The following is a 15,841-nucleotide window of genomic DNA, read 5'->3' as shown; positions in this document are numbered from 1 at the left end:
GCGATGCGGACGTAGCTCAGTTGGTAGAGCGCAACCTTGCCAAGGTTGAGGTCGCCGGTTCGAACCCGGTCGTCCGCTCGGAGAGGGTTCGGCAGGCCAGCTTTCTTCCTGGTGGAGTGGCCGAGAGGCGAGGCAACGGCCTGCAAAGCCGTGTACACGGGTTCGAATCCCGTCTCCACCTCGCAACCCTGAATCTAGAGTTGTTCTTGTTGTTGTTTGGACGATTGGCGCAGCGGTAGCGCGCTTCCCTGACACGGAAGAGGTCACTGGTTCGATCCCAGTATCGTCCACGAAGGCGATGGGCGACGTGTGTCCGCGGAGTGCGCGGACCGCGTCGCCTTCGTCGTTTGTGCGGCAGCGCTGCGCTCGCCGCGAGCGGGGGCTCCGCCACCCGCACCCCCTTCTGGGGCCTTCGCTTCGCTCGGCCCGCTGGGGTTGGGCGCCGCGGGGACGGTTCCGGGCGGGGGCTGGCCGGCGCGGGACAGTTGCCGGCGGGGGTTGCTCACCGCCTGATGGGTTTCGTGTGTGGCTGGGGTGGGGTGGTTGCGCGGTCAGACCGCCGAGTTCAAGCAGCGGGTTAGGGGCGGCGGGCTTTTAGGGCTACTGCCGTTAGGAGGGTGGCGGCTCCTGTGAGGGTTTGGGGGGTTGGGTGTTCGTGGAAGAGGAGGACGGCTAGGGCTGTGGCTGTTAGGGGTTCTAGGAGGGCTAGGACGGCTGCTGTTGAGGGGGTCAGGGTGCGGAGGCTTGAGTAGAAGAGGGTGTAGGCGAGGGCGGTGGGGATGAGACCGAAGTACGCGAGGGTGGGCCAGCTTGCCGCGTTTGGGGTCAGGCCTTCGAGTAGGGCTAGTGGCAGGAGCGCCAGGGCTGCGGTGGTGAAGCCCAGGAGCGCCGTGGTGGTGGGGGCTGGGTGGTCGCGGTTGAGGAGGGTGGTGGCGGCGTAGCCGGCTGCTGAGAGGAGGGACAGGAGGATGCCGGGGAGGGATGCGGTGATGGCGGTGCCTGGGGCTGTTACCAGGAGAGCCAGACCTAGGACTGCCAGCAGGAGTGCCGGCGTGATGCGTTCTCGGGTTGCCAGGGCTATGAAGAGCGGGCCGGCGCCCAGAGAGATGACGGTGGCTACAGCTACGCCTACTCGGGGTATGGCGGCGAAGTAGCCGAGTTGGCAGGCGGTCAGACCTAGACCGGTGAGGATGTATCGCCTTGGCGCGGCCATGAACGTGGCGCGGATCGGGGTTCTGGTGAAGAGGCAGTTGGCCAAGAGCAGCCAGGCGGCGCCAGTGGCCAGTCGCCAGAAAGAGATCGCGGTGGACGTCAGACCGCTGGATTGGAACAACAGGGCGCCGGTGGGACCGCCTGTGCCCCAGGCGAGGCCGGCCAAGGCTACATAGGCGAGGGCGCGCGTCTTCGTGGGTCGGTGCAGCATCGAAGTACTCCGGGATGTTCGCGGGAGAATGTGGGTCGTCTGCGAACAGCCCGAAGAAGCCCAGGTCAGAACCTGGGCGCTAACCGAGTGACCGTCCGCCTAAGCGGCGGTCGGCGGGGTGATGATGCGATGCACGGTCAGGACCCTAGCCCGAAAGCGCGAGCCGGCCGAGCGAATTACATCCGCAGCTGGGAGCCGCCGTTGAAGTCCAGGACCGTGCCGGTGGCGAACTCGGCCTCCGGCGACGCCAGGTAGAGGATCGCCGCCGCGACTTCCGACGGGTCGGCGACGCGTTCGAGTGGGCTCTCCCTGCGGCGGCGGTCGTAGCCATCGCCGGTCAGGTGTACGGCGGCCATGTCGGTGGTCGTCCAGCCGGGCGCGATCGCGGTCACGGCGATGCCTTCCGGGCCGAGGGCACGGGCCAGCGACTGGGTGAACGACACGATGCCCGCCTTCGAGGCGCCGTACGCGGGCTGGTTGGGCTCGCCGCGGAACGCACCACGGGACGACACGTTGACGATCCGGCCGCCGCGGCCCATGTGCCGGACCGCGCACCAGGTGACGTTCGACGGGCCGACGAGATTCACCGCGAGGGTGTCCGCCCAGGCCTGCTGCCATTCGGCGTACGTCGTCTCGCGGATGCGATGGGGGTGGTAGACGCCGGCGTTGTTCACGAGTACGTCGATCCCGCCGAGAGCGGACGCTGCGTCGTCGACCATCGTCTGGATCGCGGCCGGATCAGCCAGATCGGCATGCGCGAGCACATGCCCCGATCCCGGCAAGGACTTCAGCACAGTCTCAGCAGCGTCGGCCGAGGCGCCGTAGTGCACCGCCACCCGGTCCCCCGCGGCCGCGAACGCCTGCGCCGTCGCCGCCCCAATCCCCCGCGAAGCCCCCGTCACCAACACAGAACGACCCATGCCCCGATCCTTTCACTCCACCCGACCGCCTTGGGGCCGGAGGAGCAGGGAGGGCGTCGATCTACTGGCGTGGGTTCACGTCGCGGCGGTAGGCCTTGGACTGGCGAGCCCATTGCTTCTTGGCTTCGGCGCGGAGGCGGAGGTTGTTGCGGCGGGCCATGAACGCGGCCTCGCGCTGCAGTTTGGTCCAGCTCTCGAAGCGGCGGATCGGCAGCGTGCCGTCCTCCAGCGCAGCCCGCACAGCGCACCCGGGCTCAGTCGCATGGGCGCAGTCCTTGAACTTGCATTGCTCAGCCAGCGCCGTGATGTCCGGGAACGCCGCAGCCAGCCCCTCACCGGACTCCTGCAGACCGATCCCTCGCAGCCCAGGCGTGTCGATGACCACGCCTCCACCCGGCAGCACGATCAGCTCACGCCGGACCGACGTATGCCGGCCCTTCCCGTCCTCACGGATGTCCTGCACGTCCAGCAACTCCACGCCGGCCAGCGCGTTCACCAGCGACGACTTCCCCGCACCACTCGACCCGAGCAGCGCCACAGTCGCGTCACCGTCCAGCAGCGCCCGTACCGACTCCAGGCCCTGACCAGTCGTCGCGCTGCACACCAGTACGTCGGCACCCGGCGCAGCACGCGCCACATCCTCAGCGAGGGCGTCGGCATCGCCGACAAGGTCCGACTTGGTCAGTACGACGACCGGCCGTGCACCGCTCTCCCACGCCAGCGCGAGGAAGCGCTCGATCCGGACGATGTTCGGCTCCGGCACCAGGCCGACGACGATCGCGATCACGTCGACGTTGGCCGCGAGCACCTGGCCTCTGGACGAACCACCGACCTCCGCGCGCACGATCGCCGTACGCCGTGGGGCCAGGGACTCGATCGTGATCCGGTCGTCCGGCCAGTACCGCAGTACGGCCCAATCCCCTGTACATGGGCCGGCCTGGGGGTCAGTGGCCATCGCGGCGAGGAGCGCACTGGACCACGTCGCGCGGACCGGGCCGTCCTCGGTGAGTACCGTCGCCAGGCCCTTGTCGACCCGGGCGACGCGACCCGGCACGAGCTCGGCCGGGACAGAGCTCAGGTAGTCGGCCGTGGAGCTGTCGAGTCCCAGGGCCTGGAGTGTGGCTGACATCGGCGAACCTTTCGGAGGGTCCGGCCGCGAGGTCAGCTCAGCGGACGGACGGGGTGGGAGACATCGGCCCGGTGGGCCTGATCCAAGCTCATGGCGGGCGCCTCCCTTCCAAGTCCTGCGGTCCTGGTCCAGGACCGGCTGATGGCGTCAGCGTAGGTCGTCGGTGTCGGTTTGCGCACCGGGTTTTCCGACCGGCTCGGGCTTGCGCTGCGGCGCCGCCCCGGGGGCCGGATCGGGCTTGCGCTGCGGTGTCGGCCCGGGGGCCGGCTCGGCGACCTCGGTCTTCGGTCCCGGCTCGGCCGCCGGAGCCTTCGGCGGCCGGTCCGTCGGTGGCCGGTCCGTCCGCTGCCTGTCCGTGGGTGGCCGGTCCGTAGGTGGCCGCTCCGACGACGGGGCCTTGGGCGGCTGGTCCGCCGCCGGTACGCCGAGGCCCTCGACTTTCCGCGCGATCTCGATCTCCGGCCGCTCCTGCGCGACCGGGGTCAGCGGGTAGTCGTGATGCGGCTCCGACTCCGCCTTCATCACCGGCTCGACCTCGTCCGGGGTCTCCTTGGCCATCTCCGTCACCCGGACCTTGTGCGGCCACAGCCGGTCGACGACCGCGTTCAGCGCCGCGCCGATCAGCACCGCGATCGCGGTCATGTAGAGCCACATCAGTACGGCGATCGGTGCCGCCAGCGGACCGTAGATCGACGTACCGCCGACCGTGCTCTGCAGGATCCAGCGCAGGACGAAGCTGCCCAGGATCCAGATCGAGAGCGCCAGGAACGACCCGGGCAGATCGGAGACCCAGGGCGTCCGCACCGGCACCGACAGGTGGTACAGGGTGTTCAAGAAGCCAGCGGACAGGATCGTGACGACCGGCCAGTACAGCTGGTTCAGGAAGTCGAGGCGGTGCGGCAGCAGGGCCTGTACGGCGTCCGGTCCGGCCAGCACCAGCGGCAGGACGATCACGCCGATCACGAGGGCGGCGCAGTACAGCGAGAACGACAGCGCCCGGGTCCGGACGATGCCACGCTTGCCGCCCATCCCGTACATGATCGTGATGGTGTCGACGAACACGTTCAGCGCACGGCTGCCGGACCACAGCGCGAGCACGAAACCGATCGAGATGACGTCCGGCCGGCCGCCGTTCAGGACCTGGTCCAGGGTCGGCACGATCACACCCTGGACCGAGTCGGCGGTCAGCGCCCGGGCGGCCAGTTCGACGATCTGCGCCTTGATGTCGTCGATCGTTTCGACCTCGAAGTACTTGCTGGCGATGTAACCCAGACTTCCGGCCAGCCCGAAAATCAGCGGCGGCAGCGAGAGGATCGCGAAGAACGCCCCCTCGGCCGCGAGACCGGTGACCCGGTAGCGCAGACAGACACCGACAGTCTGGGTGAGCAGCTTCCAGGTCGTCGCGGGGATCTTGCGGACCCATGCCAATGAGAGGGAGCTCCCACCCGCGGGTCTTGCCCCTGAACGTGCCATACCGCTTACCGTACTGACATGGCGGACCCATTCGCGGTAACGAATCAGGCTCCCCCACTCCAGGGGGTGAACTTCTTCACCCGGGACACGGCCCTCGGTGACGCTCTGCGTCCGTACGCCGACCTCGCGGACGATCCCGGACTGACCCGGATCGGCGAGCTCGCGGGCTCCGAAGAGGCCCTCGCCCAGGCACTCCCGGCGAACCAGAACCCACCGGTCCTGCGCACGCACGACCGGTACGGGAACCGGATCGACGAGGTCGAGTTCCATCCCTCCTGGCACTGGCTGATGGAGCGCGCCGTCGACTTCGGGCTGCAGGCCGCGCCGTGGATGAGCGACCAGCCCTCCCCACACCTGACCCGCGCGGCCGGCTTCTACGTCTGGTCCCAGGTCGAGCCCGGCCACGGCTGCCCGATCTCGATGACGTACGCCGCCGTCCCCGCTCTCAGGGCCGACGAACGGCTCGCCAAGGAGTGGGTCCCACAGCTGGCTTCGCGCCAGTACGACGTACGCCGGTTGCCTGCGGCCACCAAGACCGGCGTACTCGCGGGGATGGGGATGACCGAGAAGCAGGGCGGCTCGGACGTCCGGGCGAACCTGACCACCGCGACGCCGGCCGGTGACGACGGTGAGTACCAGCTGAACGGGCACAAGTGGTTCTGCTCGGCGCCACAGGTCGACGTCTTCCTGGTACTGGCGCAGGCGCCGGACGGACTGAGCTGCTTCGTCGTCCCGCGCGTGCTTGCCGACGGCAACCGGAACGCGTTTGCCCTGCAGCGGCTGAAGGACAAGCTCGGGAACCGGTCGAACGCGTCCAGCGAGGTCGAGTTCCACGGCACGGTCGGCTACCGCCTCGGCGACGAGGGCGCCGGGGTCCGCACGATCATCGAGATGGTGGCCGCGACCCGGCTGGACTGCGTCCTCGGCTCGGCCGCTCTGCAGCGGCGCGCGCTGGTGGAGGCGCTCTGGCACACCCGCCACCGTTCGGCGTTCGGTGACCTGCTCGCCGACAAGCCCGCGATGCAGAACGTGCTGGCCGACCTGGCGCTGGAGAGTGAGGCTGCGACAGCGCTCGCGATGCGGCTTGCGGCGGCCGTCGACGCGTCGGCCGGCGGCAACGAGCAGGAGGCCGCGTTCCGGCGGATCGGGCTGCCGCTGGCAAAGTTCTGGGTGAGCAAGCGGACGCCGTTCATGGCCGCCGAGGCCCTTGAGTGTCTCGGCGGGAACGGGTTCGTCGAGGAGTCCGGGATGCCTCTGCTGTTCCGGGAGTCCCCGCTGAACTCGATCTGGGAAGGGTCGGGGAACGTCAACGCCCTCGACGTACTGCGAGCCCTCAGACGGCCCGAGTCGCTCGAGGCGTGGTTGCTGGAAGTCGGCGCGGCGCGGGGTGCGGACGAGCGCCTGGACACCGCGGTGAACGACGTACTGCAAGCGCTTGCTGACGTCGAGGGCGCGGAGGCGGGAGCCCGTCGGCTGGCCGCGCGGATGGCGCTGTGCCTGCAGGCGTCCCTGCTCGTCCGGCACTCGACTCCCGCGGTCGCGGACGCCTTCGTCGCGTCCCGGCTGGCGAACGACTGGGGCGGCGTCTTCGGCACCCTCCCGCGGACCACGCCGTTCGGCCTGATCACCGACCGCAGCCTCTGACTCCGAGCGGCGGCCGCACGGTAGGGTGGCCGCGTCGCGACTGGCGCGCTGAGGTGGAGAACCACCGGGGAGCGAAGACCGTCGGCACCGTGCGCCTGGGTGCCCACGACCCACTGCAACCGCAGGAGAGACAACGATGACTCAACCCTTCGACGCAGCGGCCGCGTCGGCCGCGTACAACAACGCGCTCCAGGTGATCGCCGCGGTGGAACCCACCGTCGCCGGCGCGATCAAGGCCGAACTGGCCGACCAGCGTTCCTCGCTGAAGCTGATCGCGAGCGAGAACTACGCCTCCCCCGCCACCTTGCTGACGATGGGCAACTGGCTCTCGGACAAGTACGCCGAGGGCACCATCGGGCACCGCTTCTACGCCGGCTGCCAGAACATCGACACCGTCGAGCAGGCCGCGGCCGACCACGCCACGGCGCTGTTCAACGCCCCGCATGCCTACGTCCAGCCGCACTCCGGCATCGACGCGAACCTGGTCGCCTTCTGGGCGATCCTGGCCCAGCGGATCGAGTCCCCGGCGCTGGCCGAGGCGGGCGCGAAGCACGTCAACGACCTGTCCGAGGAGGACTGGTCCAAGCTGCGCCGGGCGTTCGGTGACCAGAAGATGCTCGGCATGTCGCTGGACGCCGGCGGCCACCTGACCCACGGCTTCCGGCCGAACATCTCCGGCAAGATGTTCCACCAGAGCTCCTACGGCACCGATCCGGAGACCGGGCTGCTCGACTACGACGAGGTCGCCCGCACGGCGCGGGAGTTCAAGCCGCTGATCCTGATCGCCGGCTACTCGGCGTACCCGCGGAAGGTGAACTTCGCGAAGATGCGCGAGATCGCCGACGAGGTCGGCGCGACGCTGATGGTCGACATGGCGCACTTCGCCGGTCTGGTCGCCGGCAAGGTCTTCACCGACGACTTCGACCCGATCCCGCATGCGCACGTCACCACCACGACCACGCACAAGTCGCTGCGCGGCCCGCGCGGCGGCATGGTGCTGTGCCAGCCGGAGTACGCCGACGCCGTCGACCGCGGCTGCCCGATGGTTCTGGGTGGCCCGCTCGGCCAGACGATGGCGGCGAAGGCGGTCGCGCTGGCAGAGGCCCGGCAGCCGTCGTTCCAGGAGTACGCCCAGGCCGTCGCCGACAACGCGGTCGTGCTCGCGGAGGGCCTGATGAAGCGTGGCGTCAAGCTCGTCACCGATGGCACCGAGAACCACCTGGCCCTGCTCGACGTCTCGTCGTACGGGATCACCGGGCGGCAGGCCGAGTCGGCGCTGCTCGACGCGGGCATCGTGACCAACCGGAACGCCGTACCGCGCGACCCGAACGGCGCGTGGTACACGTCGGGCGTCCGGATCGGTACGCCGGCACTGACGACGCGCGGCTTCGGGGCCGACGAGTTCGACCGGGTCGCCGAGCTGATGGTCGACGTACTGTCCTCGACGACGCCGACCACGACGTCCGCCGGCGCGCCGTCGAAAGCCAAGTACGTGCTGGCCGACGGTGTTGCCGACAAGGTCAAGGCCGCCTCGGCCGAGATGCTCGACAAGCACCCGCTGTACCCGGGCCTCGAGCTCAACTGACGTCATCGCGCGGCGCCCGCTCTCCCCTCGGGAGCGGGCGCCGCGCTGCTCTGTCAGGCGTCCTGCTTGATCCCCATCAGCGCCTCTTGCGAGGCCTTGGCGGCCTGCTTCGGCATCAGTACGGCGGCCAGTACGGCGCCAGCGACCGCGATGCCGGCCGAGACCCACATGGTCGTGTTGAGGCTGGTCATGAACGCGTCACGTACGTCGCCGAGCAGGTCCGCCGACCCGACCTTGGTCGCGACCGCGAGCCCGCCGCCCAGGCCCTTCTCGACCGCGTCAGCCGCCTGCGCCGGCAGGCCGCTCGTGTCCACGTTGTTCCGGTAGACCGAGTTCAGCACCGTGCCGAGGACGGCGACGCCGACGGTGCCACCGACCTGCCGGAACGCCTGCAGTAGAGCGGATCCGGTGCCGGCCCGCTCCGGGTCGAGCACACCCAGCGCCGCGTTCATTGCCTGCGGCATCGAACAGCCGAGGCCGAACCCGACCACCACGAACCAGATCGAGGTGTAGCCGTAGCCGGTGCCGAGATCGGTGAAGGCACCGAGCACGAACCCGGCGGCCATCACCACGAACCCGGCCATCACCACCAGCCGGGTGCCGACCTTCGCCTCGACCGGCTCAGCCAGCTTCGCCCCGACCGTCATTCCACCGATGAACGGCAGCAGCTTGATGCCGGTGTGCAGCGCGTCGGACCCGTTGATGCCCTGGAAGTACTGCGGCATCGTGAAGAGCAACCCGAAGATCGCGAACACCGCGACGGTAAGCAGCACTGCCCCGCCGGTGAACACCTTCTCCCCGAACAGCCGCAGCTCGATCAACGGGTCGGAGTTCCGCCGCTGCCAGAGCAGGAAGACGGCAAGGAGTACGACGGCCAGCGCCAGGAAGAGCACCGTGATGCCGTCGGTCCACGAGGTCTCCCCCGCCTTGGTCACGCCGTACACGAGCGAGGCCAGGCCGGCGCTGGAGAGCAGGATGCCGAGCCAGTCGATGGCCGGCCGGCGCGAGCTGCGGGTCTCCGGGACCAGCAGGCTGACCGCGATCGCGGCGATCAGCGCGATCGGTACGTTCAGGTAGAAGATCCACTGCCAGCCGGCGTGGTCCAGCAGCAGGCCGCCGACGATCGGGCCCAGCGGCATACCGATGCTGTTCGCCACGACGAAGAAGCCGATCGCCTTCTTGCGCTCCACCTCGGTGGGGAACAGCACGGTGATCAGGGACAGCGCGACCGGCACGATCATCGCGGCGCCGACGCCGAGGAAGGCCCTGGCGCCGATCAGCTGGCCGGCCGAGTCGGACAGCGCACAGGCGAGCGACGCCGCGCCGAACAGTGTCAGCGCGATCGCGATGATCTTGCGACGCCCGAAGCGGTCGCCGAGCAGACCGGCCGGCAACAGCAGCGCGGCGAGAACCAGGTTGTAGCTGTTCGCCATCCACTGCAGCTGACTGGTCGAGGCGTCGAGGTCGGCGGCCAGGGTCGGCAGCGCGACGTTCAGCACGGTCGTGTCCAGGCCGAGCACGAGCACGGCCAGGCAGAGGGCGAAGAGGACTCCGAAGCGGCGGGCGCCGGTGAGCGTCGGCCCTTCGGCAACGGAGGATGTCGTCATGTGGAGCAAATTATCAGATACTTGTGATAGTTGCGATAGATCAAATTACTGTAGTCTTCAACCATGGCGCCCGAACCCACTCCCGAAGAGGTCAGCCAGTTCGTCGAGCGCTTCGCCGGCATCCTGGCGAACAGTGGCGTCCCGACCATGTCGGCCCGGGTGATGGGCCGGATGCTGGTCAGCCCGACCGGGACGATGACGGCCGCCGAGCTGGCCGAATCGCTGAAGATCAGCCAGCCCGCGGTGTCCGGCGCTGTCCGGCAGCTGATCCAGGTCTCCTTCATCACCCGCGAGCGGCAACCCGGCTCGCGCAAGGACCACTACCGGATCCGCGACGATGTCTTCGCCGCCATCCTCGAACGGCGCAATCTCGCGCTGAGCGAATGGGAGTCCAGCAGCCGGTCCGGCGCGGAGCTGTTCGGCCCCGACAACCCGGTCGGCCGCCGCCTCTCCGAGGCCGCCGACTTCTTCGCCTTCATCCACGCCGACATGGACCAGATGATCAAGAACTGGCGCGCCGAACATCCCAGGTGAGCAGCCTGTAATCGTTGGTGGGGACCGGCAATAGACAGGTGTGGAACCGATGACCGAGCCTCCTGGGGCCGATCTTGAGCAGCTGTACCGGGAGCACTATCGCGCGGTACTGCGGTACGTCGTACGCCGGATCGGCGACGCTGACGAGGCGCACGATGTGACCGCGGACGTGTTCCTGACGGCCGTGCGGCGTTGGACGGACTTGCCGCAGGACCGGGCGCTGCCGTGGCTGTACCGAGTCGCGGCGAACGTACTGGCCGACCGACGTCGCCGCTCGCAGCGATCCGCAGCCGCGTATCAACGCGTCGGCAACGACCTGGTGACTCGAACCGGACCTGCCGCGGACGAGCGACTCGAGTGGTCCGACGAGCTCGCGGGGACGTTGGCAGCACTGCGAGCCCTGGGCGCGGCCGACCAGGAGGTGCTGATGCTGGCCGGCTGGGAGGAACTGCGCGGCGCTGATCTCGCGGCGGCGCTGGTTTGCTCGAGACCGGCCGCGGCGGTGCGGTTGCATCGCGCGAGAGCTCGGTTGAGGGCAGCACAGGAGCAGTACGACGCTCAGCTCACCCCGGTTCGAGGTTCCGCGGCGGTGCGACCAGGTGAGGCCAAGACGCAGGGAGAACGCTCATGAACACCAACGACCTCGAAGCACTGAAGCGCGTCGACCCGGCGGACGGGATCCCGGACGGACCGTTGACGCCTCGCGAGCTCGCGGGACTGCAACGGATCACGACCCGGATCGCCGCAGAGGAGCACGTTGCACAGCACAACGGCGTACCGGCTGACGTTGGTTCCCACCGCGGAAAGGTCCGTCGGCGTGCGGTGCTGGTCGGCGCGGCCGCGGCTGTGGGGGCGGCGGGCGCGGGGCTGGCGGTCGTCGACCCGTTCGGGTCGAGTGGGGTTGCGATGGCGGCGACCCCGCCGCTGCTGGAGGCGGAGCTCGCGCAAGGCCGGCCGGGCAAGGCGGCCTTGCTGGCGCTCGCGGCGAAGGCGGCCGCGGACAAGACGCTGCCAGGCGACGCCGGGTCGCACACAGTCCGGATGCAGGCGTGGTACTTGTCGACGGCAGTCGACAGCAAGGAGCGGGTCACGTCGGCGATCATCCCGGAAGAGATCACGCGGACGTGGACCAGCGATCTGTCCGGGCGCTGGGTGGTCAGGACCGGGCAGCCGTACTTCCCGGATCCGGCGTCCCACAAGGGCTCTGTCGGCAAGCCTGGCACGGTGAAAGGTGAGCAGTCGTGGCCACCGGGGAAATACGAGCCGATGTTCCACTATCCGTTGCCGAGTGACCCGGCCCGGCTCCTGGCGGCGCTGAGGATGGACCACGACCTCGACGCCAACGGACCCGGCTTCCTGACCGACGTGGTCACGGACATGTACAAGGAGACGATGCCGGCCCCGGCGGTGCGCAAGGCTGTGCTCGAGGTCCTCGCAGGTCACAGCGGCGCGGTATCGCTGGGGACGATGAAGGATCGCGCCGGACGTCGAGGCCGGGCGTTCGCGGTGGACAGCCGCTATGGTGGCCTGCCGAACCGGCGCGTGCTGATCTTCGACCCGGCGACCGGGCGACTGTGGGCCAAGGAAGAGGTGCTGACGAAGACTGCCGGCCGGCTGAACGTCCGGATCCCGGCGGTCATCTCGTACGAGCTCTATCTGTAGCCGGGTGGCGGGTTGTTTGCCGGCTGGCGGGTTGTATCACGCCACCGGTGAAACAACCCGCCAGCGACGTTAGCGGGTCAGGGCGTAGACGGCTATGGCGGCGAAGTCGTCGGCCGGTTCGGAGGCTTGCCAGGAGCGAACGTCGTCGACGTAGCGGGAGCCGTGGCCAGTGAACTGGGCGTACTGATCGACGCCGTCGGCCGGGCAGGGGTTCATGCCGTCGAGGTGATCGCCCAGGCCTTCCTCGAAGAGCTCCTCCGAGTTCGGCCCGTTCACGACCGCACCCGTGAGCTCGCGGCCGAGGATGTTGGCGATCTGGTGGTGCGGGCAGCGTTCGGCGTTCTGTCCGACGCCGACCATGAACGACACACCCCACGCGTTGGCGCCGAAGTTCCAGTCGAGCTGCTGCGTCCCGAAGTCGTCGTACCGCCGATCTCCCGTCACCTGCCGATACAGATGCGCGGTAGCGGCCAGCCCGAAGGCATGCGGTACGGCGTCGAAGTTGTCGTACTGCGCCCCAGCGCGGAACGGATCCGCGGACGCTCGCTCCGCCCCGATCTCCAGCTGCGCACGCAGATCACCAGCCAGCTTCTTCACCAGCGCATGCTCCGATCGGTTGGCCCGGATCAGATCCGCATGCGCCAGCGCGCTCACGTCGTACAGGTTGAGCGTGTCGCCGCCGGCCTCGTGCTCGATGTACTGCCCGGCCCAGTAGCCGGCCTGCTGCAACCACGCGTGTCCTCGTGGATCGCGGAGCCGCTGTGCGGCAAGCGCCAGCTCGGTGGCACCCAACTCGAGGTCGTCGCGCCATGCCGATTCCGGGTAGAACGCGAACGGCAGCGACGTGACCAACTGCCCGACGTTCTTGGTCTGAGCCTGAGCGAAGATCTGCGCCGCCGTCTCGAGATGACGACGAGCCTTGGCCGGATTCGTCCGCGCCTCGACCTGTGCGGCAAGGGCGAACGCCGCAGCAGTGCGGCCCGCAAGGTTGGGGCTGATCGGCTGCCCGGGCGCCGCTGCGCGGAACACCGGCCGGTTGCGCAGGAACCGCTCGGACGGATCGGTCAGGTGATCGTCGACCTCCGGCAGCCGCCAGATGTCGTGGTCGCCGATGAAGGTCTCCTCGACGTTGCCGGTACCGATTCCGACCTGGATGTAGAGCGTCTTCGTCCGCTCGTCCCACATCTTGTCCAGCCAGTCCAGGCCGTGCCGTGCCTCGGCCAGCACCTGCCTGTCCGGCTTCCGCGCGTCCCGGGTCGATGCCCACAGCAACGACTCCGAGTACGCCGCGATGTGCGTGAACTTCAGGTAGTCGCCGGCGTCGTACCAACCGCCCTCGACGTCGACCGGCCCGCCGATCCGCTGCAGCTCACCGACGGTCTGATCGGTGTCGGGATCGACGAACACCGGCCAGTCGTAGACCTGCGCGGCCCGGTCGTTCAGGTGCGCCGGCTGCCGCCCGAGCGAACCCGGTACGACGTTCGCGCCGTCACGCTGCTCGGTGAAGAAGGTGACCGCCTTGTCCTTGGCCCCGGTCAGCATCCGGTCGCTGTTCGCCCGGATCTCGAACGCCGCCGACGACGCGACCCCGGGCACCTCGACCCGGTAGGTCCCCGGCACCTTCAGCGCGGACAGGTCCAACTGGTACACGTGCTGGTACGTCGCGTTCCACTCCCCCGCGTCACCACCGACGCGCCCGGTCAGCACCCGATGCCCGTGCCGGTCGACCACCTGGAACTTCTTCCCGGCCGCCGCGTCCTGCGTCATCACGTACGCCGCCTTGCCGTCCAGGGCGCCGTACCCGAGCTGACTCACCCGCACCACGCCGCCGGACGCGGCAGCGGACACCGTACTCACCGGCCCCACCACCAGTCCCCCGGCCAACCCCGCGGCCATGACGATCGACCCCACCCGGCGCAACGACCTCACGAGCGACTCCTCCCACCCGACCGCGAACCCCAGGAAGACCAATAGGAAAGTTTCCTGTTGATTTTGTCGGAAGGTAGCGCAGTCCCCCGCCGGAGTACAGAGCTCAGCGCCCGACGCGAACGACCGCCCAGACCATCAGCGCAGCGAAGGCCGAACCGATCACCGCACACGCCACCGAGATCCCGGCCAGCGTGATGAACGCACCGAAGGCGACCATCGCGACCGGCATCAGGCCTTCGTCGGACAGATGCACGATGCTGAAGCTCCGGCCCAGGTACGACGCGTCGACCGTCAACTGGAACGCGGCCGACAACTGGGCGGACGCGATCCCGGCCGTGCTGCCGATCATGATCATGGCCAGGAAGATGCCGGCCCGCGGCATCACACCGATCATCACGCAGCCGGCCGCCTGGAAGATCAGCGCGATCAGCCCGCTGCGGGCGAGGTTCGCCGGCTTCCAGCGCATCGCGACGATCGCACCGGCCGCGGCCGAGATCCCCGAAACGGCCTCGAACCAGCCGAGCGCGGTCGGTCCCCACCCGTCCAGATGAGTCCGCTGCACCAGACCGACCGCCAGCACCGGACCCACGCACAGGTTCAGCCCGGAGAACGCGATCACCAGCGTCCGCGCCCTGGCGTCGCGACCGAGGTAGGCGAAGCCCTCCTTCAGGTCCGCGCGGATCGACGTACCGGTGGACGCGGGTTGCGGGAGCCGCGGCTTCACCAGGAACGCCAGGACACCCGCGATCACCGCGAACGACACCGCGTCGACGACCATCACGGTGACCAGGCCGCCGTGCGCGACCAGCAGGCCACCGAGTGGAGCCCCGACGAAGATGGCGAGGCGGACCGCCAGCTGGTTGCCGGCCATCAGCTTCACCTGGTCGTCCGGCTGCACCATCCGCCGCGGCAACGTCCCGGCGGCCGGCGTGTAGATCGCGTCGACCACGCCGAACACCACCGCGATTGCGAGCAGCAACGCCAGGGACAACCCCCACATCGAAGCGACCAGGGCGGCCACGGTCAGGACGACGATCCGGCCCAGATTCGCCAGGACCATCACCCGGCGTCCGTCGATGCGGTCGGCGAGCGCCCCGCCGAACAGCCGCACGAGCGCCTGCGGCAGGGCGCCGATCCCCATCACGAGTCCGGCGCCGGCCGGCGTCGTGATCTGCGCGGCACTCCAGGCCAGACCGACGTACCAGGCCATGTCGCCGACCTTCGAGACGGCGGCTGCGAAGATCCAGGCGTGCACGCGGGCGTCCCGGCGCAGCGGCGGGAACACGACGGCGGTAGCAGTGGGCGGAAGCTCGCTCATGGCCGGGCGGGCACCGCGTGCGCGAAGAAGAAGACCCGGTGGGCGTCCTCCCCCTCGGACGGTTCGTCGTAGTACTCGCGGACGAGATCCTCGATCCGCTCACTGAGCTCGTTCAGCCGCTCGGGCGTCAATGTGAGCCATCTCTCGGTCGCATACGCCGCGCGCACCCAGGGCTCCTCGAACTGGTACCTGATGTCGAACCACTGCCGCACTTTGCCGACGTGATGAGCGAGGTTCTGATCCTCGGCCGTGGCCGCGACCAACTCGCCGGCCGGGTCGCCCTGGGCGTCCGCGATGGACCAGGAGTACGACGACGTGTCGCCGAGCTTCCACCACCGTTCCCGCCGGTTCTTGGCCAGCTCGGGGGCCTCGACGATCACCCCGGCCGCGCTCAGAACCTTGAGGTGATGACTGATGTTGCCGACCAGTTCACCGGTGGCCTCGGCCAGCCGGGAGGCGGTCGCGGGGCCGTCGACGAAGATGATGTCGAGCATCCGGCGGCGGAGCGGATGGTGGATCGCGGCGAGTACGGACGGCGTCACCGACCGTCGGTTGGCGGGTGTCATGGGCAGCACGATAGCTTCCACAAGAATTCTTGTGCAAGAGTTCTTGTGGAA

13 protein-coding genes, 3 tRNA genes and 1 riboswitch are annotated in these 15,841 nt (G+C 69.1%); of the genes, 8 read left to right on the top strand and 8 right to left on the bottom strand.

The genetic code is table 11. The annotated features are described in order from the left end of the window. Positions 1-5: 5 nt before the first annotated feature. The 3 genes from ACGFH6_RS17635 to ACGFH6_RS17625 all read left to right on the top strand — a co-directional run bounded on the left by ACGFH6_RS17635 (position 6) and on the right by ACGFH6_RS17625 (position 290). Positions 6-78, top strand: a tRNA-Gly gene (locus ACGFH6_RS17635). Positions 79-110: 32 nt separating this feature from the next. Further along, positions 111-181, top strand: a tRNA-Cys gene (locus ACGFH6_RS17630). A 37-nt stretch (positions 182-218) separates the two neighbouring features. Next, positions 219-290 (top strand) — tRNA-Val (locus ACGFH6_RS17625). 287 nt (positions 291-577) lie between these two features. Here ACGFH6_RS17625 and ACGFH6_RS17620 read toward each other — a convergent pair. The 4 genes from ACGFH6_RS17620 to ACGFH6_RS17605 all read right to left on the bottom strand — a co-directional run bounded on the left by ACGFH6_RS17620 (position 578) and on the right by ACGFH6_RS17605 (position 4,945). Next, on the bottom strand, positions 578-1,423 hold the full coding sequence (locus ACGFH6_RS17620) for a DMT family transporter (RefSeq protein WP_393384811.1): 846 nt from the start codon (positions 1,421-1,423) through the stop codon (positions 578-580). A 176-nt stretch (positions 1,424-1,599) separates the two neighbouring features. Continuing rightward, positions 1,600-2,343, bottom strand: coding sequence for an SDR family NAD(P)-dependent oxidoreductase (locus ACGFH6_RS17615; RefSeq protein ID WP_393384809.1), 744 nt, complete (start codon positions 2,341-2,343; stop codon positions 1,600-1,602). A 61-nt stretch (positions 2,344-2,404) separates the two neighbouring features. Beyond that, a complete protein-coding gene (gene rsgA / locus ACGFH6_RS17610; protein ID WP_393384807.1) occupies positions 2,405-3,472 on the bottom strand; it encodes a ribosome small subunit-dependent GTPase A in 1,068 nt (355 codons plus the stop codon). Positions 3,473-3,619: 147 nt separating this feature from the next. Beyond that, positions 3,620-4,945: a YhjD/YihY/BrkB family envelope integrity protein gene (locus ACGFH6_RS17605; protein ID WP_393384805.1), complete on the bottom strand. Its 1,326-nt coding sequence runs from the start codon at positions 4,943-4,945 to the stop codon at positions 3,620-3,622. Between the two features lie 18 nt (positions 4,946-4,963). Between ACGFH6_RS17605 and ACGFH6_RS17600 the strand changes: the two genes are divergently transcribed. Both ACGFH6_RS17600 and ACGFH6_RS17595 read left to right on the top strand, forming a co-directional pair. Continuing rightward, complete coding sequence (locus ACGFH6_RS17600) at positions 4,964-6,589, top strand: acyl-CoA dehydrogenase family protein (RefSeq protein ID WP_393384803.1); 1,626 nt, start codon at positions 4,964-4,966, stop codon at positions 6,587-6,589. Between the two features lie 26 nt (positions 6,590-6,615). Beyond that, positions 6,616-6,697: riboswitch (ZMP/ZTP riboswitch) on the top strand. Positions 6,698-6,725: 28 nt separating this feature from the next. Continuing rightward, the gene (locus ACGFH6_RS17595) at positions 6,726-8,174 is read left to right on the top strand and encodes a glycine hydroxymethyltransferase (protein WP_393384802.1); all 1,449 of its coding nucleotides are present in this window, start codon (positions 6,726-6,728) and stop codon (positions 8,172-8,174) included. Between the two features lie 53 nt (positions 8,175-8,227). Here the strand turns inward: ACGFH6_RS17595 and ACGFH6_RS17590 are convergent, their stop codons facing one another. After that, positions 8,228-9,781: an MFS transporter gene (locus ACGFH6_RS17590; protein ID WP_393384800.1), complete on the bottom strand. Its 1,554-nt coding sequence runs from the start codon at positions 9,779-9,781 to the stop codon at positions 8,228-8,230. 63 nt (positions 9,782-9,844) lie between these two features. Here ACGFH6_RS17590 and ACGFH6_RS17585 point away from each other — a divergent pair, with 63 nt between their 5' ends. From ACGFH6_RS17585 to ACGFH6_RS17575, 3 genes are read left to right on the top strand one after another with little or no spacing between them, the layout of a single operon-like run. After that, on the top strand, positions 9,845-10,315 hold the full coding sequence (locus tag ACGFH6_RS17585; RefSeq protein ID WP_393384798.1) for a GbsR/MarR family transcriptional regulator: 471 nt from the start codon (positions 9,845-9,847) through the stop codon (positions 10,313-10,315). 49 nt (positions 10,316-10,364) lie between these two features. Next, positions 10,365-10,946 carry an RNA polymerase sigma factor gene (locus ACGFH6_RS17580; RefSeq protein ID WP_393384796.1) on the top strand — a complete coding sequence of 194 codons (582 nt, stop codon included), beginning with the start codon at positions 10,365-10,367 and terminating at the stop codon, positions 10,944-10,946. After that, the gene (locus tag ACGFH6_RS17575; RefSeq protein WP_393384794.1) at positions 10,943-11,977 is read left to right on the top strand and encodes a CU044_5270 family protein; all 1,035 of its coding nucleotides are present in this window, start codon (positions 10,943-10,945) and stop codon (positions 11,975-11,977) included. Before ACGFH6_RS17580 ends, ACGFH6_RS17575 begins: the two co-directional genes overlap by 4 nt. A 69-nt stretch (positions 11,978-12,046) precedes the next feature. Here ACGFH6_RS17575 and ACGFH6_RS17570 read toward each other — a convergent pair whose 3' ends face one another. From ACGFH6_RS17570 to ACGFH6_RS17560, 3 genes are all read right to left on the bottom strand, one after another. After that, on the bottom strand, positions 12,047-13,906 hold the full coding sequence (locus tag ACGFH6_RS17570; RefSeq protein WP_393384792.1) for a glycoside hydrolase family 9 protein: 1,860 nt from the start codon (positions 13,904-13,906) through the stop codon (positions 12,047-12,049). A 103-nt stretch (positions 13,907-14,009) separates the two neighbouring features. Beyond that, positions 14,010-15,224, bottom strand: coding sequence for an MFS transporter (locus tag ACGFH6_RS17565; RefSeq protein ID WP_393384790.1), 1,215 nt, complete (start codon positions 15,222-15,224; stop codon positions 14,010-14,012). After that, a complete protein-coding gene (locus tag ACGFH6_RS17560) occupies positions 15,221-15,790 on the bottom strand; it encodes an ArsR/SmtB family transcription factor (RefSeq protein WP_393384788.1) in 570 nt (189 codons plus the stop codon). Before ACGFH6_RS17560 ends, ACGFH6_RS17565 begins: the two co-directional genes overlap by 4 nt. Between the last annotated feature and the right edge of the window lie 51 nt (positions 15,791-15,841).

Source organism: Kribbella sp. NPDC049227, assembly GCF_043197265.1.
Classification (GTDB): Bacteria; Actinomycetota; Actinomycetes; order Propionibacteriales; family Kribbellaceae; genus Kribbella.
Note: the sequence above shows the minus strand (reverse complement) of the source record. Positions and strands in the feature narration are given on the sequence as shown.